The organism is Bordetella petrii, assembly GCF_000067205.1.
GTDB classification, from domain to species: Bacteria; Pseudomonadota; Gammaproteobacteria; order Burkholderiales; family Burkholderiaceae_B; genus Bordetella_A; species Bordetella_A petrii.
In genome coordinates this window covers 1,385,358-1,405,467 of record NC_010170.1, presented here as the reverse complement: position 1 = coordinate 1,405,467, position 20,110 = coordinate 1,385,358, and the positions used below count along the sequence as shown (strand labels likewise).

The 20,110-nt window shown below is 57.7% G+C and carries 21 protein-coding genes; 7 read left to right on the top strand and 14 right to left on the bottom strand.

Annotated elements, in window-relative coordinates:
* Positions 1 to 8 precede the first annotated feature (8 nt).
* From BPET_RS06805 to BPET_RS06795, 3 genes are all read right to left on the bottom strand, one after another.
* Positions 9 to 656, bottom strand: coding sequence for a hypothetical protein (locus BPET_RS06805; RefSeq protein ID WP_012248329.1), 648 nt, complete (start codon positions 654 to 656; stop codon positions 9 to 11).
* On the bottom strand, positions 653 to 1,237 hold the full coding sequence (gene pilL2 / locus BPET_RS06800; protein ID WP_012248328.1) for a PFGI-1 class ICE element type IV pilus protein PilL2: 585 nt from the start codon (positions 1,235 to 1,237) through the stop codon (positions 653 to 655). The genes BPET_RS06805 and pilL2 overlap by 4 nt, the downstream gene beginning before the upstream one ends.
* Positions 1,238 to 1,327: 90 nt before the next feature.
* Entirely contained in the window at positions 1,328 to 2,314 is a 987-nt protein-coding gene (locus BPET_RS06795) for a LysR family transcriptional regulator (protein WP_012248327.1), read from the bottom strand.
* Between the two features lie 95 nt (positions 2,315 to 2,409).
* Between BPET_RS06795 and BPET_RS06790 the strand changes: the two genes are divergently transcribed.
* The 4 genes from BPET_RS06790 (at position 2,410) to BPET_RS06775 (ending at position 4,970) form a co-directional block, all read left to right on the top strand.
* A complete protein-coding gene (locus BPET_RS06790) occupies positions 2,410 to 3,042 on the top strand; it encodes an alanyl-tRNA editing protein (RefSeq protein ID WP_012248326.1) in 633 nt (210 codons plus the stop codon).
* Positions 3,043 to 3,120: 78 nt separating this feature from the next.
* Positions 3,121 to 3,912 (top strand): 2OG-Fe(II) oxygenase, encoded by a 792-nt coding sequence (locus tag BPET_RS06785; protein WP_231852665.1) that lies wholly within the window; start codon positions 3,121 to 3,123, stop codon positions 3,910 to 3,912.
* Between the two features lies 1 nt (position 3,913).
* Entirely contained in the window at positions 3,914 to 4,570 is a 657-nt protein-coding gene (locus BPET_RS06780; protein ID WP_012248324.1) for a LysE family translocator, read from the top strand.
* A gap of 64 nt (positions 4,571 to 4,634) precedes the next feature.
* Entirely contained in the window at positions 4,635 to 4,970 is a 336-nt protein-coding gene (locus BPET_RS06775; protein ID WP_012248323.1) for a hypothetical protein, read from the top strand.
* Positions 4,971 to 5,008: 38 nt separating this feature from the next.
* Here BPET_RS06775 and BPET_RS06770 read toward each other — a convergent pair.
* Positions 5,009 to 6,183, bottom strand: a protein-coding gene (locus BPET_RS06770; protein WP_085970191.1) for an IS3 family transposase whose coding sequence is annotated in 2 segments (ribosomal slippage) — positions 5,009 to 5,934 and positions 5,934 to 6,183 — 1,176 coding nt in all. Because the reading frame shifts where the segments join, the coding sequence is not laid out codon by codon here.
* Between the two features lie 78 nt (positions 6,184 to 6,261).
* Here BPET_RS06770 and BPET_RS25830 point away from each other — a divergent pair.
* A complete protein-coding gene (locus BPET_RS25830) occupies positions 6,262 to 6,684 on the top strand; it encodes a 2OG-Fe dioxygenase family protein (RefSeq protein ID WP_012248322.1) in 423 nt (140 codons plus the stop codon).
* Positions 6,681 to 7,595 (top strand): lysine exporter LysO family protein, encoded by a 915-nt coding sequence (locus BPET_RS06755; protein WP_041862764.1) that lies wholly within the window; start codon positions 6,681 to 6,683, stop codon positions 7,593 to 7,595. The genes BPET_RS25830 and BPET_RS06755 overlap by 4 nt, the downstream gene beginning before the upstream one ends.
* Positions 7,596 to 7,605: 10 nt before the next feature.
* Here BPET_RS06755 and BPET_RS06750 read toward each other — a convergent pair whose 3' ends face one another.
* From BPET_RS06750 to BPET_RS06730, 5 genes are all read right to left on the bottom strand, one after another.
* Complete coding sequence (locus BPET_RS06750) at positions 7,606 to 8,331, bottom strand: DMT family transporter (protein ID WP_012248320.1); 726 nt, start codon at positions 8,329 to 8,331, stop codon at positions 7,606 to 7,608.
* Positions 8,332 to 8,349: 18 nt separating this feature from the next.
* A complete protein-coding gene (locus tag BPET_RS06745) occupies positions 8,350 to 9,561 on the bottom strand; it encodes an MFS transporter (RefSeq protein WP_012248319.1) in 1,212 nt (403 codons plus the stop codon).
* Between the two features lie 81 nt (positions 9,562 to 9,642).
* Positions 9,643 to 10,269, bottom strand: a complete 627-nt coding sequence (locus BPET_RS06740; RefSeq protein ID WP_012248318.1) for a TetR/AcrR family transcriptional regulator — start codon at positions 10,267 to 10,269, stop codon at positions 9,643 to 9,645.
* A 65-nt stretch (positions 10,270 to 10,334) separates the two neighbouring features.
* Entirely contained in the window at positions 10,335 to 12,074 is a 1,740-nt protein-coding gene (locus BPET_RS06735; RefSeq protein WP_012248317.1) for an FAD-dependent oxidoreductase, read from the bottom strand.
* Between the two features lie 22 nt (positions 12,075 to 12,096).
* Positions 12,097 to 13,182: an FAD-dependent monooxygenase gene (locus BPET_RS06730; RefSeq protein ID WP_231852696.1), complete on the bottom strand. Its 1,086-nt coding sequence runs from the start codon at positions 13,180 to 13,182 to the stop codon at positions 12,097 to 12,099.
* 34 nt (positions 13,183 to 13,216) lie between these two features.
* On the opposite strand from BPET_RS06730, the gene BPET_RS27155 reads away from it, so the two are divergent.
* Positions 13,217 to 13,405, top strand: coding sequence for a hypothetical protein (locus tag BPET_RS27155; protein ID WP_059391517.1), 189 nt, complete (start codon positions 13,217 to 13,219; stop codon positions 13,403 to 13,405).
* Positions 13,406 to 14,135: 730 nt separating this feature from the next.
* Here the strand turns inward: BPET_RS27155 and BPET_RS06720 are convergent.
* Genes BPET_RS06720 through hemA form a run of 5 tightly spaced genes read right to left on the bottom strand, consistent with a single transcriptional unit; the run spans position 14,136 to position 20,049 of the window.
* On the bottom strand, positions 14,136 to 15,305 hold the full coding sequence (locus tag BPET_RS06720; protein WP_041862760.1) for an MFS transporter: 1,170 nt from the start codon (positions 15,303 to 15,305) through the stop codon (positions 14,136 to 14,138).
* A gap of 54 nt (positions 15,306 to 15,359) precedes the next feature.
* Positions 15,360 to 17,204: an asparagine synthase (glutamine-hydrolyzing) gene (gene asnB, locus BPET_RS06715; protein WP_231852695.1), complete on the bottom strand. Its 1,845-nt coding sequence runs from the start codon at positions 17,202 to 17,204 to the stop codon at positions 15,360 to 15,362.
* A gap of 38 nt (positions 17,205 to 17,242) precedes the next feature.
* Positions 17,243 to 18,310 carry a Gfo/Idh/MocA family oxidoreductase gene (locus BPET_RS06710; protein WP_012248313.1) on the bottom strand — a complete coding sequence of 356 codons (1,068 nt, stop codon included), beginning with the start codon at positions 18,308 to 18,310 and terminating at the stop codon, positions 17,243 to 17,245.
* Positions 18,307 to 18,807, bottom strand: coding sequence for a GNAT family N-acetyltransferase (locus tag BPET_RS06705; protein WP_012248312.1), 501 nt, complete (start codon positions 18,805 to 18,807; stop codon positions 18,307 to 18,309). Before BPET_RS06705 ends, BPET_RS06710 begins: the two co-directional genes overlap by 4 nt.
* Positions 18,808 to 20,049, bottom strand: coding sequence for a 5-aminolevulinate synthase (hemA, locus tag BPET_RS06700; protein ID WP_012248311.1), 1,242 nt, complete (start codon positions 20,047 to 20,049; stop codon positions 18,808 to 18,810).
* Positions 20,050 to 20,110 lie beyond the last annotated feature (61 nt).

Sequence of the window (20,110 nt, the reverse complement as noted above, 5' to 3'; positions counted from 1 at the left end):
TGCCCCTCCTATGGCGCGACCACGCGAAGAACCTGGCCGTTGTTCTGGAACACAGCGGTGTGGTCTTCGATGGTTTCCAGTCGCCAGCCAGCCTCCGTTTCGCCGGGCCGTAGAACGCCTGTCAGGGGTGAGGCAGCGGCTCCCGTAGGCAGGATCGACAAAAAGCGTTCGCCGCCGCGCATTTCGAGGCCGATGACCTTGAATGGAGGCACTGCCGCCTTTGGCTTGGAGGTTTGGTTCTTCCGCGTCCGGATTGGAGAGGGAGCGGCCTGAGCGGCTTTTGTCAGGCGGGACTCCAACTGCTCGATGCGGCTATGCAATGGGGAAAGGCTTTCGGCCGTCAGCCGTTCGCCGAGTGCCTGCTCGATCCTGGAAACCCGTTGCTCGATGGCCTGGCGCTCGGTTTCAAACTGCGCGGTCGTCAACGTGTCGGGCTGTTGACGCTGCGCTTCGAGCTGCTGCCCCAGTTCTGCCAGCCGGGTCTCCAGGGCAGCGACTTGCGTGCTTTGTGCGCTGCCGCCGGCCTTTGTGGCAAGGTTGGACAGCGCCACATGGTTCACGACAGCTCCCGCGCTGATCAGCAGGCCCCAGGTGATGGTGGCCACGCGCAGCAGCGGTACGCGCGAGCGGCGGCCGGAGCCGGGGATGATGGTCATGGCCGGACCTCCGTGGTGAGCGGGCGTTTTTCAACATGACCGGCCGCCTTCGAGGCTGAGTTCGAGGCCGATTGGATCAGAGCAGATGTTGGTTGGGGAGCGCGGGTGAAGCAGATCCGGCGGGCGCCATCGTCGACTTTCAGATCCCACGCGGGGCCTGCCAACGTCAGCAGGGCGTCGCGCAGAAGCATCGGCCCCAACCGATAGTGGGATGCCGGCAGCGGTAGTGAATTGAGTGCGGTGATCTCGCCCACCGAGCAGAGCTGGTAGCCGGAGCGCAGCAGGACGTGCCGCAACGCATCGCCCACGGTCGCGGTGCGCGTGTCGGGTATGGCGACATCAACCACCTGCAACAGCAGGTCTTGCTGTGCCGATGCCGGTGCCAGTTCGACCAGGGTATAGCGGCCATAGCGAACGACAGGAACAAATTCCGGCTTCTGTTTTGCCGGTGCGGTCGCCGGCTTCGCGATGGGTGCAGCCTTCGGCGGAGGTGTCGTCGTGGCGCAGCCGGCCATCAGTGCGGCTGCGATCAGCAGGCCGCAGCCCGCCAGATGGCGATGGAAGTGGCTGAATGGTTGCATGTGTCGGTTCTCTGAAGCGTTGAACCGTCACAATCGCCGGTCATGGCGGGGGCATCAGCAAACAAAGGGAACTGCGGGCTTCCCCTATTTCTATTTGGCGACCTCCGGCGACTCGTATGGCGAAGCTGCGGGCTCCGTCCTTCGCGCCGGTCGGCTCAGGGTCGGCTCGCCACTTAGGCGTTCTGCCATGAAGTTAATGAAAGCGCTGAGTTTTGGGGGGAGATGTCGGTTCGGCGGATACAGAATCCAAGCCTCTCCGCAGTAGTTTGTTTTGAATTCCCACTCCGGGAGCACCTGAACAATCTGGCCCTGTTGTAGTGCGTGCCGTGCGGTGAAGTATGGCAGGCTTCCGATACCAAGATGATGCAGAACAGCGTCGAGCCGAGCCCCGGTGTGGTTGACCGCGTAACGACCATGTACGCTGACGCTGACCCGCTTGTCGCCCCGCAGGAACTTCCAGCGAGAATCGCCAGGTTCTTCACCCAAAAAGACACAGGTGTGCGCCTTCAGGTCATGTGGATGCGCAGGCATCCCACGGTTGGCCAGGTACTCCGGCGTCGCGCATAGCATATGGTCAATGTCGACGAGCCGTCGGCCCATCAACCCCGGAGAGGGGCGGTCAGTAATGCGGATCGCCAAGTCCACCTCGTCGTCGATGAGGTCTACATAGCGGTCATTGAGTTGCAGTTGCACATCGACTTTTGGATAGCGCGCCAGGAAGTCTGGGATGTGCGGGTGAATAACGAATCGGCCCACTGCCTTCGGAACGCTGACCCGTACCAGCCCTTGTGGTTCAGGACTGAACTGCCCGGACACCTCCAGCACCGCCTGCGCCGCGCTCACCATGTCCAGGCATCGTGCATGAACCTCATGTCCGCCTTCACTCAGTCGCAGCTTGCGAGTCGTTCGCTGCAGCAACCGCGTACCTAGCGCTTTCTCAAGGCGAGCCACTGACCGGCTGATTGCTGAAGGTGTCGCCCCCAGTTGGCGTGCCGTTTCGGAAAAGCTGCCTGTCTCGACCACCTTGACGAAAACGGCCATCTCACCCATCAGGGCGATCATCTTATTTGTGCTCATGAGGCAAAGATTATTTGTGTTTGCATCGGATTATCGCAGTCGTTCTCATTTAATACAATCGGGCACCTAGGTCGAGACAAAACGAACATCACAAAATGACGCGAAGACTCTATTGGGAAAGCAACGCTACGGAATCCGAAGTCGAGGTCTTGAATTGCGAGCAATTGGCTAGCGGCGGATATGGCGTGCGCTTGAATGCCACACCGTTTCATCCGCAAGGCGGCGGTCAGCCTGCCGATGTGGGCTGGATCGGGAATGTGGAGGTGTTCCAGGTGGAAGCGTCCAACGGGGAAATCCTCCACTACATCCGTCAGGCGGTTGCACTTGGTGTAACCACCGCCAAGGTGGATGCGGAGCGACGCCAGCGGCATTCCAGGCTGCACTCCGCGGGTCATTTGATAGGCCACGCGCTGGAGCCGCTTGCATGGAGGCCCGTCAAGGCACACCACTGGCCTGGGGAGTCACGTGTGGTCTTCAAGCCTGACGATGGCGCGCAGGTTGTCGATGTGGCCGCCGTGCAAAGCCGGTGTGATGACCTGATTGCGAGCAATCTACCGTGCAGAGCCCTGGTGGATGAAAACCAGTTTCGACAAGTCAGATTCGGTCATCTGTCGCCCTATGCCTGTGGCGGGACGCACGTTGGAGCCACGGCGGATCTGAGCGGTCTCCAGATTCTATCGGCCCATTTGAAGAAAGGGCAACTGACCGTTCAATACGAAATTCAATGAAGCAGTAACAGTCTCCCCCGGAGCGGGAGAGGCTTCCGGTGCCAATAAGCCTTGCCGGCCTCGGGCCCGCAGCGGGGCATGAAAACAATCGGGGGAAATATGGTGATCGAACTGGAGCGCCTGGAATACGGCGCGATCGAGAGACTTGTCGGTGGAGATGTTCTGGCCGTCTGCGTGCGCAATTTCGTTGATGAGGATATTGCCGCCAAGCTTTCCGGGCAGATTATGGGACATGGCTTTCAGAAGTACCTGAATGCACCCAGCATCGGGCGGATCGGGATGGCCTTCTACGAGGCAGAGAACCAGCCACCCCTCATGGCTGATTACTTCGAGAGTGTTTTCGACAATATCGATGAATTGAGAAAACGCTGCACACCTTATGTTTCTCCAGTCGACCTGCTTAGGTGCGTACTGGACGAAGTGTGGCCAGCGGGCGCCCAACTCGAAACGCTGTATGGTCGCAAGATGTACGTCGGGCTGTCGCGTGTCGTCAAACCCGGAGTGACCTTCCTCGCGCATCACGACATCTTTGCCAAGGATGCACCAGATAGCTTCCAGGCCCGCAGCCTGCAGGCGCAGATGGCGGCCAACATCTATCTGTCTATGCCCAGCGAGGGCGGCGCTCTGCAGATATGGGATCAGCAACTGTCGGCGGAAGCCTTCGATGAGATGCGTGGCGACAGTTACGGTATTGATCCAGCGTTGCTGGGAGAAGCGACGCTGGAGGTGCGTCCAAATGCCGGCGATTTGATCCTGTTCAACTCTCGTCGCATGCACGCTGTGACGGCGGGATCGGACAATATCCGACTCAGCCTGTCGTGCTTCGTCGGCTACCGTGGCCCGGCCATGCCGCTGTCCTTCTGGAGCTGACATGGAGCCCGATTACTTGCGGGAGTTTCTCGCCCTTGCTGCCATTCATTTTCTCGCGGTCGTGGCGCCGGGGCCGGATTTCGCTGTCACGATCAGGCAGAGCGTCCGTTTCGGACGCTCTGCCGGCATCGGCACCGCCATCGGCATCGGTGCGGGTATATCTGTGCATGTGATCTACACCCTGCTGGGGGTCGGCGCGTTGATGCATGCCACGCCCTGGCTGCTGAGGGTGGCAGAATTAGTCGGCGGAGCTTACCTGCTCTACCTCGGCGTCATGTTCATCCGACAAGCAGGTAAGCAGACAGCTGAGTTGACGTTGGACTCTGGTGACGGGACAGAACGGAGCTTTCGGCAGTCGTTCACGTTGGGATTTCTGACCAATGCGACAAACCCCAAGGCGACGCTGTTTTTCCTGGCGGTGTTCACGACGGTGGTGAGCGCTTCGACGCCGCTACGCATTCAGATGCTCTATGGGGGCTGGATGTGCTTCGTCAATGCAGCCTGGTTTGTGCTGGTCAGCCTGGTGTTCACCAGCCCTCGCATCCGCGAGCGTTTCCTGCGCATAGGTCATTGGTTCGAGCGGTTCATGGGACTGCTGCTCATCGCGTTTTCGATGCGGTTGCTATGGGAAATCGCAGGCATGCTCCTCACCTGGTGAAAAAAACCTGTTCCGCTTCGATGCGGAGTAAACAGCAAATCAAAACAAAAAATAGGAGGGGACGATGGTCAAGAATGATCTTCTGCAGAAAGGATACTCCACCTTCTCGGTGAGAGAAGCCTTCTCCGCGCAAGATATTGCGCAGATTCATAAAGAATTTGACGGACTGGAATCGGATTTCTACGCCCCGAGTGGGGTCAAGAGATTCCGGAGATATGGCAACGGAGTGATCGTTCCATGGCGTAGTGATGCTGTCGTGGAGTGGATGCCCGTGACAATAGATTCGCGTGGACATGGGATGTCTGGATATGACCAGGGCAGCAATAATCCTGAGCATGAAAATATCCGATACTTTCACGCCTTGAGCGCCGAGGTGAAGGCCACCGATCTGCTGAAGTGACGTTGCCCGCGAATTTCGGATCCCTTAACTGAGCGAGATTATGCCACCCGTTGGTTCTGGGCGGCGTACCAGTCCCGCTCGAATTGCATCGGGCTGACGTAGCCCAACGTCGAGTGCAAGCGCGAATGATTGTAGAAGCTCAACCAGTCGATTACCTCGTCCATCGCTTCGCGACGCGTTGCAAAGCGCTGGCCGAGGATGCGTGCACGCTTGAGCGATCCCCACAGGCTCTCGGTCGGTGCGTTGTCCCAGCAATTGCCTCGACGGCTCATCGAACTGCGCATGCCGTAGCCCTTGAGCAGGTCCTGGAAGTCATGACTGCAATACTGGCTGCCACGGTCACTGTGGAGGATCAGGCCCGCTTGCGGACGGCGGCGAAACCACGCCATACGCAGCGCATCAGACACCAGCTCCGTGCGCATGTGCGGCTGCATCGACCAGCCCACCACCTGACGGCTGAACAGGTCGAGAATGACGGTCAGAAACAGCCAACCCTCGTCCGTCCAGATGTACGTGATGTCCGTAGTCCAGACCTGGTCGGGACGCGCGGGAGAGAAGTCTCGTTGCAGCAGGTCCGGTGCGACCGGCAGGCTGTGTTTGCTGTCGGTCGTGACCTTGAACCGGCGTTTGGTCTTCGCCTTGATGCCGTGCAGCTTCATGAGCCGCTGGACACGATCCTTGCTGACGCGAATGCCCTGGACCAGCAGTTGCTTCCACACGCGCGGCCAGCCGTACTCGCCTTTGGATTCAGCGTGCACGGCCTTGATGTGCACCAGCAGAGCGTCGTTGCTGATGCGTCGGCGCGGTCGGTCAGTATCGACATCCCGCACCTTGCGCGCGTGGTAACCGCTGGGGCTGACACCCAGCACCTGGCAGCTCAGGGACACCGGCCATTGTCGGCTGTGAAGCTCGATCCAGGCGTACTTCATGCCGACACCTTCGCAAAGTACGCCGTGGCTTTTCCCAATATGTCGCGCTCCATCTTCACGCGTGCCAACTCCGCGCGCAGCCGGGCAATCTCCATCTGTTCTGGAGAAACCTGTTTGCCTGCGCCGTTCAGCTTCCCAGCGGCATCGGCCTTCACCCAGTTGTGCAGCGTCTTCGGGCTGATGCCCAGTATCTTCGCCACCGCCGCCATGCTCTGGCCGCCGCGGACCATGCGCACGGCTTCCAGCATGAATTCCTGCGTATATCGAGCTCTCGGATTACCCATCTTTCCTCCCTCCTTGCGTGAGTTTTACACACTCAGCAAGGGATCCATTTTTTGCGGGCAAGCTCAAAGTCTTTGGTGATGAGAGATTTCAAAGACACCTTTTGGCCCGAAAAAGGATTGCAGTCTCCCATCTACTTCGGAGTTCATTTTGTCAGGATAATATCCTCTTCGATTTCGGACCGTGGAATTAGCTCGCCTGACTGTTTTCATCAGGATGGGGAGCCGTTCACTTTTGCCCATCTGGTGCGGCGATCGAAAAGCACAGATGGCGGTGTGAACTATATCGGTTCTACAGGCGTGAGAAATATGGCGCTGGGCGAAGTTCCGGACAGTGAAATCCTAGCGGAGTTCGAGCTTGGCAATTTCATGGACAGCTTCGCCGTTCATGACCCTCGGGTCTCTCACTATGTAACGCCAATAATCAAATCGGAAGCCCATGCGGAAGATGCCGAAAGGTGCATGATTCTGATCGATTTTTCCCCAATGGTGCAAAAAATATGAAGATACTTGCTTCTTTGCTGCCGATCGTGGCTGCATTGCTTGCAGGATACGGGATTGGAAGGATGCTTCCAGATCGGCTCCGCAAGCCTGTTCTACGGTTGCTGTCCCCTTTGGTTTGGGCGCTTCTGTTCCTGATCGGGTTTGAGTTTGGCGAGGTGATTTCATCGGCAAACTCGATAGGCGCTGTGATGAAGGCCGCGGTCATTTTTTCAGTCTGCACCACGGCAGTTCCGTGCTTGCTCATAGTTATGTTTCGAACTAGGCAGCGGCAGTTTCCAGCCAACGCGCGCCAGCCATTCCGGCTGAGTCTGGTCTGGCCACCGCTCAAGGAATGCCTCATCGCGCTGTCGATGGTTGCTCTCGGTGGCGTGCTTTACCTCTTTCAGGAGCGCATGGCCGGAGGGGGCTTGGCATTGCCCTCCAGCAGCATGCTGCTATCGATCCTGATTTTGCTGGTCGGCATTGATCTGACCCAGATCAAACTGGATGCTCGCTGGTTCTCTCGATCGATATTGATCGTGCCCGTGTCCGTGGTAATCGGCTCCATGCTCGGTGGTGCCATAGCCGCTTGGATGACGGGTGAGAGCATGAAAGTTTCCCTGGCTCTCTCCAGCGGCTTCGGTTGGTTTACGCTCTCCAGTGTCATGATCGGGGACGCACTCGGACAGACATACGGAACGATGGCGCTCATGACAGATCTGCTTCGCGAACTGCTCGCCATCGTGGTGCTCTACACCTTGGGTCGGCATCAACCCCAGGTCAGTATTGGAAGCGCGGGTGCGACTGCGCTGGATTCCACACTGCCGATCATCAAGCAAGCATGTTCGCCCGATGCGGTGCCGTTGGCGCTGGTCAGCGGCTTCCTGCTCACGCTGCTGGCACCGGTTTTCATCTCTGCTATCCTGACTTAGGATGTCTTCTCTAAAAAAACGGCCCCGCAGGGCCGTAGTAATGCGTGTTATCGCTTCCTGTGAGAGCGGCGGTGCGAAAGTCGGCCACGGTAGCGGCGGCATAGTGCGACTCGCCAAGCAGCAATGCCAGCGCAATGGCAGTGACCGTGGCCGATGCGTTCTGAATCGCCAGGGACGGCAATAGCTCAGATTTCGCGATAGACATTTTCTGCATGATGGTTCCCCACGTTATGGACAACACGGAGACCAGTGCGATGAGCGGAACCACGAAGGTGTAGCTTTGTGTTCCTTGCAGGCCGATGGTTGGAAAAAGCACCATCGCAACACCAGCCAGACCGACAAGGATGCCCGCAGCCTGGATGGGCCTGACATTTTCGCGCATGAACGCGACGCCGATCACCATGGTGAATGCTGGCTGCAAGGCCCCTAGCAGCGCCATGAGCGCCGCAGGAAACCCCTGTGATATGGCCCAATAGCTTCCACCAAGGTAGATGCCGTTGATGAACACGCCCGCCAGCGCATGTTTGTGCCACTCGTCAACAGGGGGAAACTTCCTCCTGAGTACCATCGCGATAACCGCGAAAAGCAGAAATGAAAGAAAGAATCTGATAGCCCGGAATATGTTTGGAGAGGCTGACTCTACGATCAGCCTTCCAACAATGAACCCTGTGGACCAGAGCAGCACAAAGAGGCCGGGGATCAGTAAAGCGGTGCCTCCATTTTTATCTTTTGTCATGCGAACATTCTCTGTGTATCAGCGCCTGCGATCGGTCATGAAGTACACGGCGGCGGTGAGAACGAACGCAATTCCGGCCATTGAGACGCCGTGCCATCCATAGTGCGCAAACAGCCATCCTCCGAGGGCCGACCCTATGGCGCCACCGCAGAAGAACGTCGTCATGTACAAGCCATTCAGGCGACCGCGGATTTCCGGCGCCAATGAGAAGATCACGCGCTGGCCGAGGACCAGATTGGCGGATACTGCGAAGTCCAGAACAACGCCCGCGATGACGAACATCGCCAGGGACAGGGACGTTCCGATGTCGCCGATGTAGGTGATGGCGAACGCGCCGATGCCCAGTAGCATCGCTGCCGCCGTAGCGGACCTGATCCAACCCCGATCGGCAATTCTTCCAGCGATAGGTGCCGCGATCGCTCCGGCGACGCCGGCAAGGGCAAACAATGCGATGCCTTTCTGGCTTAACCCGAATTGTGGACCGGCCAGCAGGAGTGGTGTCGTTGTCCAGAACAGGCTGAAAGCCCCGAACATGCTGGCGTGGTAAAGCGCCCTTCGGCGTAGCGCTGGCGTGGTCCTCACCAGATGCGCCATGGACGCCAGCATCTGGTGGTATCTCAACCGTGCCACCACCGGCCTCGTCGGCAACGCGAACCGCAAGACGCCAGCCAGCAATACCATGCCGATGAAGGAGAGGAAGAACACCACTCGCCAGCTCGTGAAATACGTAATCATGCTGGCCACCGGCCGGGCCAGCATGATCCCCAGCATCAAGCCGCTCATGACATTGCCGACGACCCGGCCGCGGGTGGCGTCGGGAGCCAGGTGGGCGGCATAGGGCACCAGAATCTGAACGGTGACGGAGCCCAGGCCGACCAGAAACGACGCCGCAAGAAACGGTTCCACCGAGCCTGCGAAGCCTGAGATCAAAAGTCCGATGGCGCCGACCGCCAGAATGGAAATGGCCAACCGGCGGTTCTCGAACAGGTCGCCAAGGGGAACGACCAGCAGCAGACCCAGCCCGTAACCAAGCTGTGTCAGCGTGACGATCAGACCGGAGGCCTGCTCTGACAGGTTGAGCTGGGCGCTGATCGGCCCAATCAGGGGCTGAGCGTAGTAAATGTTGGCCGCAATCAGGCCGCACGCACACGCAAGCAGCAGGGTCAGCCAGCGGGATATGGATGGATTGTGGGGGCTGCTTGTCGCGCCGGTTGTTGTTGATCTCGCCATTTTGGATTGATTCGTTTCCTATATGTTCAAATTAAAGCCGCACACGTGCGGCGGTGGTTCAGGTAGCCTTGAGAAGGCTGGTCAATCGAGAAGTTTCATCGCGGTATCCACAACGGCCATCATGGCCTTGCGGTTTTGCCCAACCTTACCGAGGACACGCATTCCTTGAAGCAGGGCCAACATCAGTTTGGCCGTTGTACCAGGTTCCGCGGTCCTGGAAATCGAGCCATCTTGCTGTCCCTGCTCGATGATAGCCTTGAGGCGTCGTTCATTCGCACTCAGAGCAGAAGCGACTTTGGCGGCAATCGCCTCGTCCGTACTGGAAAGTTCGACGGCACCGACAACGACCAGACAGCCATACCTTCCTTCGGCCGCATGCGACGACTCTGCGTAGAACACCAGAAGCCGGCGTAGTTTTTCGCGTCCCGATTCGGCGCTTGCCGTGATCTCTGCAATCTGTTGGCCGCGCAGGGCCATATATCTGTCCAGCGCAGCGGTAAACAGGCCATGCTTGCTGTGAAAGGCCTTGTAGATGCTCCCTGCCGACAGTTTCAGTGCCTGCGAGAGGTCCGCGATGGACACGCCGTTGTAACCGTGTTCCCGAAAGTAAAGGATGGCACGATCCAGGGCGGTGTGGATATCGAATTCCCGTGGGCGACCCCGTTCCCGGGAAATATGATGCGGCGCTGCGGCTGATGTACTCATCATTTCATATTAGGATATGAATCAATCCAAATCAAGTATACCAGCCTCGCGCCTCATCAAGGCGTGTGTCAGGTGCGGCCGAGAACAGCCATCACCCCCTGTCGCAGGGCATCGTACGCGGCGGTCATATCCAGCCCCTCCCATGCGACATAGCCGTCCGGCCGAACCAGCAAGCAGGCCTGTTCTCCACGGTTCCAGACGCGCGCCAGATCCCCGTAAGCATCTTGCACATCCTGGCCGGTTCCGATCTGGATGACCTCGAGCACTACATTGGCGTCTTCGGAGAGCTTTCTGGCGGCATCGGCCCATGGCTGACCCTGGAGCCAGCACAACAGTGTGAAGCGCCCGCCTCCTATCAGATCCAGCGTGGAGAGCTTGTTGCCCTTACGGACCATCCAGCCGTGCGGCAGCTTGTGGCCCGGCACGCAGGAGGGGAAATAGTGTAGATCTTCGTCCCGGTCTGATGATGGCTGCAGCGGTTGTGTCGGTGCGATTGCCGTCGACTGATAGCGAACATTTGTTTCAACGCCCAGTGCGGCGAATTCATAGGATTTGAATTCGATGGCGTCCCGCAGCCTGGCGCGCCTGTCGGCCCCCGCCTGATCGGTATCCTTCAACGAATCGATGCGGGTCTGCATGTCTTTCGCATTGTACCGCCCATCCAGGCCAAGCGCCTCGAATACCGGGCCAAAGTCGCGAACGCTCTGATTGGCCCGTTTCACGATCCGTTCGCCTACCGGGGCACGCTCCTGATTGTAGGTGTCCAGCAGCGCCGGCGCTGCTTGTCCCCGCAACACGAACGCAAGCTTCCAGCACAAGTTGTAGGCGTCCTGGATCGACGTATTCGACCCCAGTCCGTTGGACGGCGGGTGCCGATGCACAGCGTCGCCCATGCAGAATACGCGGCCTTTCGCGTACTGCGTGGCGTACATTTCATTGACGGTCCACAAGGATTTGCTGCGTATGCTGATCTCGATGTCAGGGTCGCCAATCAGCTGGCGGCAGACGGCAATGGCTTCGTCGATCGTCAGTTCCGGAGCGGGTTGGTCAATATCGTAACCCCACACGATTTGCCATTCGTTCCAGGGCCTGACCATTCGCAGTAGCCCCAGGCCTATGCCGCCGATGTTGGCGCCTGGCTGAACGATCCACCAAAGATAGCCGGGCCTGTGGGCGATGTACTTGCTGAGATCGGCATCGAAGATGATGCTCATGCTCCCGCTTTTTCCCATTTGCCCGGCCATTGGCAAATTCAGATCGCGAACGACTTTGCTGCCGGCGCCGTCTGCACCGATGAGATATTTGCAACGGATCTCGTAAGTCGTTCCGGTCAGGCGATCCCGCACCTCGACGGTCACGCCTTCCGGGTCCTGCCTATGTGACAGATACTCGGTGTCGAACCGCGCATGGGAGCCGCGGGCAGCCGCATTGGAAAGCAAGATCGGCTCGAAGAGATGTTGCGGCAAATCGCACTGTTCGCTGGGGCTTGCCTCCAGATACTCGGTTGCGCGCCGAGGGCCGTTCATACCATAGGGCAATCGGCCGATCTCATCGCCTGTCAAGGACGTGCAGAACACCACGTCTCCCATGACTTCTTTCGGGGAAGCCTTGGCGATGACCTCGCTCTCTATGCCGAGGTCCCGGACGATCTCCATCGTCCGCTGGCTGACATAATGGGCGCGCGGTGAATCCGCCAACCACCTGTATTTCGTGATGACAACATTCTTTATTCCATAGGAACTGAGCATCAAGGCAGCCGACGATCCCGCAGGGCCGCTGCCGATGATCACAACATCGGTTTCCAACATAATTCCATCCTGTTTAGTGAATTCAATGGGCGCGCTGCCCCAGCAAAGGGACGTTCCAGGCATCCGACGCAAACAGCCAAGTCGGATCAGGGGTGGTTCGCATCCAGCTGTTTTCGCTGGAGATACCCTGAACCCGTTCTACCCGCTCATGCCGGGCCTGCTGGTACAGCTCGTAAGCGAGAGGCCAATTCTCCAAGCCTGCGACCATCAGGCACCTCACGAGCACAGCGCCGTCCTCGATCGCCATCGCGGCGCCCTGGGCCATATGAGGGCGCATCGGATGGCAGGCATCTCCAAGCAGGACAACACGCCCCTTGCTCCACGCGGCTTCGGCCGGCCGTTCGTACAGCGGCCATTTCCGGACTTCTCCCGAGGCGGCAAGTACGTGACGGGCGGTGGGATGAAAGTCGGCGAAGCGCTCCATCATTTCCTCGCGCGACGCCGGAAGAGACTGCACGCCGACAGGCCACGATTCCTCCGGATATCCCGCGACGAAGTAGTATTGATCGCGGTGTGCGTTCATGTAGTAGGCAATGATGAACCGGTCATCGCTCCACCATTTCGTGAGGTCGTTCAGGTGGGCGCGGTGCTCGCCGAGCTGGACCACATCGACCAGGGCGCGGAATGCGACCTGCCCGGAGAAGTGCGGCGGAGCGTTCTCACAAACCGTGCTTCTCACCACTGAAGAAAGGCCGTCGGCGCCGATCACGATATCCGCGACCACCTCGCTGTCGTCTTCAAATCCAAGCCGTATGCCGTCGCCGTCCTCGCGGACCGATCGGAGGCGTTTGTCGAACTGCACGCTTCCGGGCTGCAGGGCGTCAACCATCAGGGCGTGGAAGTCGCCTCGGTGGACGGTCAGATACGGGGCGCCGAATCGCTCGGTGACCGCGTGCCCGAGTGGCAGTTCGGCGATCACATCCCCCGTGAAAGCGTCCCGGCTGACGAAGGCCGCTGGCTTGCAGGCCATCGCAACGAGGGGCGATACGATATCGGGCCATGCCAGCGCCTTGACGACATTGGGCGTGAGGTGAATGCCTGCACCCAACCTCGTGAAGGCCGGCGCCTGCTCGTAGGCGGTCACCTGGAACCCCGTCCTCTGTAGCATCAGAGTCGTGGCCGCGCCGCCCAGGCCACAACCGATGACGGCCACGCGCTTCATTTGGCTGCCCCCCATCAGCCCGGCAATCATTCTTGCTGGCGAGCAGTTCGAGCAACTTCTCGCGGTTATCCGGCATGTGGTGGCCATGGTCGATTTCGACGACCTTCTCGACGTATTGCCAGAAGCTGGCACTTTGATTGATGCCGTAATTCGGGGCCATGGAGACTAGCCGGATACTGGACATGAAGTCCGGCCTCTGATCTGGTTTGTGCGGATCGCGGATGGTGCCGGCTTTCAGGAAATAGGGAAGGATGGAGACATCCGGCGTGTCGGGCGTCCACACCAAGTACAGTTCCTGAGGCTCATCGGTGACGTTGCTGAAGCCATGTACGATGTAGCGCTCGCCATAAAAGAGCTCCTTCGGCCGCATCTTCACGATGTGCAACGTGTCCTTCGGCGCACCTTCTCCCGGTGCCCGTTGCAGGTCGGGATAGCGGTTCTGTCCCATGTAAAGTATGAAACCACCGTTGGGCGCATAGAACCATTCGTCCGTCCAGTGATGAACATGCGGCGGCGGCCCGACATGCGCCGGCACGACCAGTTTGGCAAAGAGGTACTTGCCGCAAGTCTGCTTGCCGGTGCGGATGAAGTCGAAGGTCTCGCCCGCCGGGCCGAGCACAACCGGTTCGTTCGCGGTCTTCGATAGTTCGGGGAAGTCGAACGGAGTGTAGGTGTCGCTTGCTTGTGCAGCAGTTCCAGTAAGAGCAAGCAACCACATTATCAACCATGTCCGTGCCTGGCCTCGTTTTCTTCGGCGCATAAGAAATGAACTCCTTGTAGGTTGTTGTGACACGTCCACTTGACGGGACTTGTTCTTGATTTTGGTTCAAATCATTTCCAAAATCAAGATGAACACGATCTGGCAAAAAAACGGCCCCGAAGGGCCGTAGTGATGCGTGTTATCGCTTCCTGCGTAAATTAAGTAGTTGGAGTATTGCACCAATAATAGCGACAGCCGCTGCACTGATCGCTAACATCCATGCAGGCCACTGCTGGAGAAGTAAAACCCCTCCCATTGCAGCTCCGAGCGCGCTTCCCAGATAGAGGGCGGATTCGTTCAAGGCCACAGCGAGATTGCCGTCTCCCTGTTGTTCACGAGCTTTGATCAGTTCATTGTTTTGAGGGACCTGCAGTGCCCAGCCTACAGCCCCCCAGATAGCGATCGGAAGCATCACCAGCCAAGGGCCGGTTGACAACGAGGCCGGCAGTAAAAGCAGCGCCACCGCCAGAATGGCCATAATCCACAATGTTAGCGTCGGTCCCTTGACACGATCCACCAGCGGACCGATCAGGAAGCTGCCCAGCACCCCACCAACACCCCATACCCAAAGATACGGCGTAACTGAGGGAGATGAGTTTGGTTCAGCGGCAGCTATCAGCGGAGCTAGGAAGGTATACATTCCCAAGCTGGAAATCGCCGCGAGCAGAGAAACCAAAAGGATGACCACCACATGGCTATCTGTGAGCAATGCGATCTTGGCCTTGAGTGGGATTGCCTGTACCGTTGGCAATGAAGGAAGGCGGGCAATCAGCCCTACGAAAGCGATGGCCCCCAACAGCGTGACCAGCCATAGCGCGGATTCCCAGCCGAGTTGTTCTGCCAGGAGCAGGCTCAAAGGAACGCCCAGCACTGTTCCGCTAGCCATACCCCCCATAATTACGGCGATTGATTTCCCACGCTGATCAGGGGGGGAAAGCGCCGCAGAGGCGGCAATGCCCATCGCGAGATAGACACCTGCTCCAATACCAGCGATGGCGCGGAAAACCATCAGAACCGTGAAATCAGTGGATAGCGCACTGGCTGCATTGGCCAGAACAAATAGTCCGAGGGCGAACAGCAAGCCTGCTCGCTGCTGATGCGCAGGTAACAACGCGACAAAGATAGGTGAGCCCAGCCCATAGGCCAGCGTGAAGGCGGTGACCAATTGCGCCGCAATCGCTACGGGCACAGAAAAGGCCGTTTCGATCATTGGCAGGAGCCCAGCGGTAACGTAGGAGGCCATCCCCAGGGCAAATGCCCCCAAGGATATGAGATAGACTGGTGAACTTTTTTTGTAGTTCGACATCATAGGTTTCCAACTAATAGAATTGGGGCGACACATGTGTCGCCCCACAGTTGCGGTTTAAAAAGAAAGCGACACATCGTATTCCGCCAGCCAGGTATTCAGGCCGATTGCCAATTCCATGCCCATGCGGTCATACATGGGAGATAGGTTGCCAAGAGGTTTCGCCAGGGTTTGGGTAACACGATCACGGTCGAGCAATGGCAATACCGGAGAAGCCGGATTAGCCATGATCGTAGTCAGCGAGGTTCGCAGTCCTTGTTCATATGCAGGGTCTTGCGTGGAGGGATACGGGCTCTTGACGCGCTCGGCGATGCTGTCTGGCAGCAAATCCCGAGTGGCAGCACGCAGGATGCTCTTTTCCCTGCCATCGAAGGCTTTCATTTCCCAAGGAATGTTGAAGGCGTATTCGACAAGGCGGTGATCGCAGAATGGCACCCGCACTTCTAGACCGACGGCCATGCTCATGCGATCCTTGCGGTCAAGCAAGGTTTGCACAAAGCGCGTCAGATTCACGTAGCTCATTTGCCGCATGCGGCGGTTTATCTCGTCCTCACCGGGTAGAACCGGTGCTTCGGCCACTGCCTGGCTATAGCTGTCGCGCAGGAAGCTATCCATCTCCAGTCCCTTCAACAGATCCTGTGAGAACAGTGTCTTTCCGTCGAAATATTTTCCCGTGACAGAGGTTAACCAAGGGTACGTTTGAGCAGCGATAGCGTCGGGATCATGGAACCATCGATAGCCGCCAAACACCTCGTCGGCAGATTCGCCAGACAAAGCTACTGTCGAGTGTTTGCGGACCTCCTGGAACAGGCGGTATAACGAGGGCCACATGTCACCCCAGAAAGCTGGGGGCAAATCGAGTGCCCTGACCACCGTGGCGCGCAATTCCGAGTCGGCCATCTCCCTACTGTCGATGACAATCTCGCCGTGAGACGAACGGATGCGTTCCACCAGGTCGCGAACGAACGGCGCGTCGGGGGTGCCTCGAACCGAATCCCCAGTAAAACCGCCTCCGTGATCCAGGAAATCTACGGAGAATGATTGAATGTTCTCCTTGCCCGCGGCTAACAGCTTCTTGGAAGCCAGAGCAGTGATGATCGAAGAGTCCAGTCCTCCAGACAGCAGGCTGCACAGCGGGACATCCGAGACAATCTGACGATCAACAATGTCTTCGAGCAGATCGCGAGTGTGCTGGATGGTTTTCTCAAGCGTATCGCTATGCTCACGGGCTTCCAGCTTCCAGTATTGATGGCGCATCAGGCCGTTGCGGTTGACTCTGATCATTTCCCCCGGCAGGACTTCATGCATACCTGAGAAAATGGCATGCCCTGGGGTTTTGACCATTTCCAGGATTTCCCTCAGTCCATCCGCGGCTACCCTGCGCGGTACGAGGGGATTGGCCAGAAGTGCTTTGGGTTCTGAGCCAAATACGACACCATCATCGGTCTGGTAATAGTAAAGCGGCTTGACGCCCATCCGATCTCGAACCAGCAGCAGTTCTTGCGTGAGGCGATTCCAGATGGCGAAAGCGTACATCCCGTTGAGACGATCGACAAACGAAGGCCCCGACTCCAGGTAGGCGCGCAAAACAACTTCGGTATCGCTACGCGTCTCGAAGCGATGGCCGCGGCCCTGCAGATCGTGCTTCAGTTCCTGAAAGTTGTAGACCTCGCCCGTATAGCTGATGATAGAGGCTGCGCGCTGTCCGTGGTGATCAGCCGCCATGGGCTGGCGTCCTCCCTCCAGATCGATGATTGACAGACGCCGATGTCCCAGCCCGATAGGACCTTCGATCCACACTCCTTGGGCGTCCGGACCACGCAACGCCAAGGTATCGGTCATACGCTGTAATGTTTCCTGCTGAACCGTAAGATCACGACTGAAAGAAAGCCAGCCAGTCATTCCACACATAAATGTCACTCCTAAAATGGTTGCAGGGCCTAGCCCAGGCTTTCGAGGTCTGCGTTTTCCGGGATGAGGATGCGTTCGGGACCTCGAACGTAGCGAGCGATTGGCAGCACGGTGATCTGCTGACCGATGGCATCGAGCAAGCGCTGCAAGTGCATTGACACTTCCAGGTCTGCGAAAGGTTGCTGTGGTGGATCGCCTATCGTTGCTCGTAGAGCGTCGTCACACAGCAAGGACAGTTTGTAGACAGTCTCCAGGCCGGCTTGCTGCGGCGTGGCCCAATGCTCGTCCTCCAGCACCTCTAGACCGCTGACATCACGACTCCAGATGCGCAGGTGGTCGTGATCCCAATTCGGTGTGTCGAACACGATGCGGGCGTGAAAAATGCGACCGTCAGGATCTGCAAACGTAAAGTCCACTGTCCTTTGACGCTGTATATTGACGAAGCTGCTATACCCAGCAACCGGGGCGTCCCCCAAGGTGGCCGTGAGGAGAACCGTATCCGGCACGGAATTTCCGGAAATGGAAAAGTCCGAGCCGATTCCTATCGCCTGCTGCAGTTGCAACGATCCTTGAGAGGCGCATATCCATTCCACGAGGTCGAGGGCGTGGATGATTTCGCTGGTCACGCCACACGTTGGTCTATAGTCGTTCAGGCGATCTTTGCCCCAATAGAAGCTGGACCGGACCAACGACCATTGACGCTGAGATGCGATTCCTTTCAGCCGCTTGGTTGTTTCCGAATAGCGTTCGACCAAATCCAGAGCGAATCCCTTGACGCGAGAAAGTCCAGCACAGACTACAGACCAGTCATCGCCGGGCACCGCGAGCGGTTTTTCACAAATAATGAAGCCTTCGAAACTAGCCAATTCCCGAAGGACTGCCACATGGCTGTGATCGTTGACGCTGACCACAACAATGTCTGGCCGGAACTCGGCCAGGGCCGTTGCGACCTGGGTGTAGTACGGCTTAAGATCCGTACGTGACCTCCGGCCAACATAAGCTAGCGTCAAATCCACCTTGTTCATGCCGGCCAGATGAGAGAAAGCACGCTGGTATCGTCTTCCTGCGTAGCCCAACCCGATGATCAGCACCTTCATGGCCGACCTCCAGAAAAACTGAGCAAGCGTTCTGAATTGGGCGAAAATCCGAGCTTCTGATACATCGCTTCAGCAACCTGGGTGCTTTCCAGCACCACTTTCGTGACTCCCAACAGGGAGAACCATTGCAGCAACTCATGCATCAGGCTTTCGGCGATGCCCATGCGCCGCCACGATGGCGAAACCACCATGGACTGCACCCAGCCGCACCAACCACTGATGCAATCTGGTGCTGGAGCTCGGCGATCGATGATGCCTGTGGCACATCCCACCACCTCGCCATCGTTATCGGCGACGATAATGTGCGTGCGATCATCAGCTTCAAGAACTTGCGACAACCAGACCTTGTAGGCAGCTTTCCAGCGACGACTTTCATCGGCATTGCGGCTTGCGTACCCCGTCCCTTCGTTGCCATCCAGAAGGTACGCACGTAACGATATGAGTACGTCGATATCGGCTTGTGCAGCGCCGCGTATTTTCAATTGCGTAATTGGCATTCAGGACGCCTCCCTGGCAGAGGCAAAGGCCGGAGGCGTTTTCAGAGGGATGTCGAAATGTTCAAAAACTTCACGCAATGCCTCAGCAAGATGCGTGACTTGTTCATCGGTATGATTGGGCGTGACATTGACCCGGAAGCGCTCAGTGCCTGCAGCAACTGACGGGAAGTTGATAGGTTGGAGATAAACCCCATGAACGGAGAGGAGCCGTTCTGCGGCTTCTTTGCATTTGATGGCGTCCCCAACAAGCACCGGTAGTACATGTGTTGAAGAACACGACATGACCGGAATATCCAGCGAGTCGAGCGCTTGCCTCAATTGCTGGGTTTTCGTGTGCAGCAGCTCACGTTCCTGCGACTGAGTTTTCAGATGCTCAATGCTTGCCAGGCAGCCGGCTGCCACAACAGGCGGCAAGGAGGTTGTGAAGATGAACCCTGTTGAGAATGAGCGGACGGCATCGATTAGCCACTGCGCCCCTGTGATATAGCCGCCGATGACGCCAATAGCCTTCGCCATCGTTCCCTGGATAATGTCAACCTTATCGGCAATCCCCAACTGGGCCGCCAAACCGGCGCCGCGAGGACCATACATGCCGACGGCATGAACCTCATCCAGATAGGTTAAGGCGTTGTATTGCTTGGCGATATCTACGATCTCGGCCATGGGGGAGATGTCGCCGTCCATCGAGTACACGGACTCGAAAACTACGATTTTGGGGCGTTCGAGCGGATACCGCGCCAGCGATTCTTCCAGGTGATCCAAATCATTGTGTCGGAAAACCTGCCGTTCTGTGGAAGTCGCGCGAATACCGTTGATGATGGACGCATGGTTCTTTTCGTCACTGATCACCACGCAATCCGGAATTTCTCTCAGCAGACATTGCAGCGTCGCGTCATTGGAGCTGAAGCCGGTCGGAAATACGAGAGCAGCTTCCTTGGAGTGCCAATCGGCAAGGCTGCGCTCCAACTGGCTAAAGATTCCATGGCTGCCACCGATGTTGCGAGATCCACCAGAGCCGGCACCGTAACGATCAATGGCGTCGTGCATTGCCTGACGCACGACAAGATGCTGCGACATACCGAGATAATCGTTGCTGCACCAGACAATGACAGGCCTTTCATCGCCGCCTTCAAGTTGGGCTAACGGATATTGGCCGCAAATTCTGTTTAGTGTCACAAAGGTCCGATACTGCCCGGATGCTTTCAAATCACTTAGCTTCTTACTCAGCAGAGTTTGGTACATCGTCATTTCCTCTTAGCTTTGGTTACATTCCACTCATCCTTTTTCAATGGTTGCCTGAAGG

What these genes read in the sequence shown, in the direction of transcription:
- BPET_RS06805 (WP_012248329.1), bottom strand. Translation starts at nt 656, where the DNA reads ATGACCATCATCCCCGGCTCCGGCCGCCGCTCGCGCGTACCGCTGCTG.
- pilL2 (WP_012248328.1), bottom strand. Translation starts at nt 1,237, where the DNA reads ATGCAACCATTCAGCCACTTCCATCGCCATCTGGCGGGCTGCGGCCTG.
- BPET_RS06795 (WP_012248327.1), bottom strand. Translation starts at nt 2,314, where the DNA reads ATGAGCACAAATAAGATGATCGCCCTGATGGGTGAGATGGCCGTTTTC.
- BPET_RS06790 (WP_012248326.1), top strand. Translation starts at nt 2,410, where the DNA reads ATGACGCGAAGACTCTATTGGGAAAGCAACGCTACGGAATCCGAAGTC.
- BPET_RS06785 (WP_231852665.1), top strand. Translation starts at nt 3,121, where the DNA reads ATGAAAACAATCGGGGGAAATATGGTGATCGAACTGGAGCGCCTGGAA.
- BPET_RS06780 (WP_012248324.1), top strand. Translation starts at nt 3,914, where the DNA reads ATGGAGCCCGATTACTTGCGGGAGTTTCTCGCCCTTGCTGCCATTCAT.
- BPET_RS06775 (WP_012248323.1), top strand. Translation starts at nt 4,635, where the DNA reads ATGGTCAAGAATGATCTTCTGCAGAAAGGATACTCCACCTTCTCGGTG.
- BPET_RS25830 (WP_012248322.1), top strand. Translation starts at nt 6,262, where the DNA reads ATGAGAGATTTCAAAGACACCTTTTGGCCCGAAAAAGGATTGCAGTCT.
- BPET_RS06755 (WP_041862764.1), top strand. Translation starts at nt 6,681, where the DNA reads ATGAAGATACTTGCTTCTTTGCTGCCGATCGTGGCTGCATTGCTTGCA.
- BPET_RS06750 (WP_012248320.1), bottom strand. Translation starts at nt 8,331, where the DNA reads ATGACAAAAGATAAAAATGGAGGCACCGCTTTACTGATCCCCGGCCTC.
- BPET_RS06745 (WP_012248319.1), bottom strand. Translation starts at nt 9,561, where the DNA reads ATGGCGAGATCAACAACAACCGGCGCGACAAGCAGCCCCCACAATCCA.
- BPET_RS06740 (WP_012248318.1), bottom strand. Translation starts at nt 10,269, where the DNA reads ATGATGAGTACATCAGCCGCAGCGCCGCATCATATTTCCCGGGAACGG.
- BPET_RS06735 (WP_012248317.1), bottom strand. Translation starts at nt 12,074, where the DNA reads ATGTTGGAAACCGATGTTGTGATCATCGGCAGCGGCCCTGCGGGATCG.
- BPET_RS06730 (WP_231852696.1), bottom strand. Translation starts at nt 13,182, where the DNA reads ATGCTACAGAGGACGGGGTTCCAGGTGACCGCCTACGAGCAGGCGCCG.
- BPET_RS27155 (WP_059391517.1), top strand. Translation starts at nt 13,217, where the DNA reads ATGACGGCCACGCGCTTCATTTGGCTGCCCCCCATCAGCCCGGCAATC.
- BPET_RS06720 (WP_041862760.1), bottom strand. Translation starts at nt 15,305, where the DNA reads ATGATGTCGAACTACAAAAAAAGTTCACCAGTCTATCTCATATCCTTG.
- asnB (WP_231852695.1), bottom strand. Translation starts at nt 17,204, where the DNA reads ATGACTGGCTGGCTTTCTTTCAGTCGTGATCTTACGGTTCAGCAGGAA.
- BPET_RS06710 (WP_012248313.1), bottom strand. Translation starts at nt 18,310, where the DNA reads ATGAAGGTGCTGATCATCGGGTTGGGCTACGCAGGAAGACGATACCAG.
- BPET_RS06705 (WP_012248312.1), bottom strand. Translation starts at nt 18,807, where the DNA reads ATGCCAATTACGCAATTGAAAATACGCGGCGCTGCACAAGCCGATATC.
- hemA (WP_012248311.1), bottom strand. Translation starts at nt 20,049, where the DNA reads ATGTACCAAACTCTGCTGAGTAAGAAGCTAAGTGATTTGAAAGCATCC.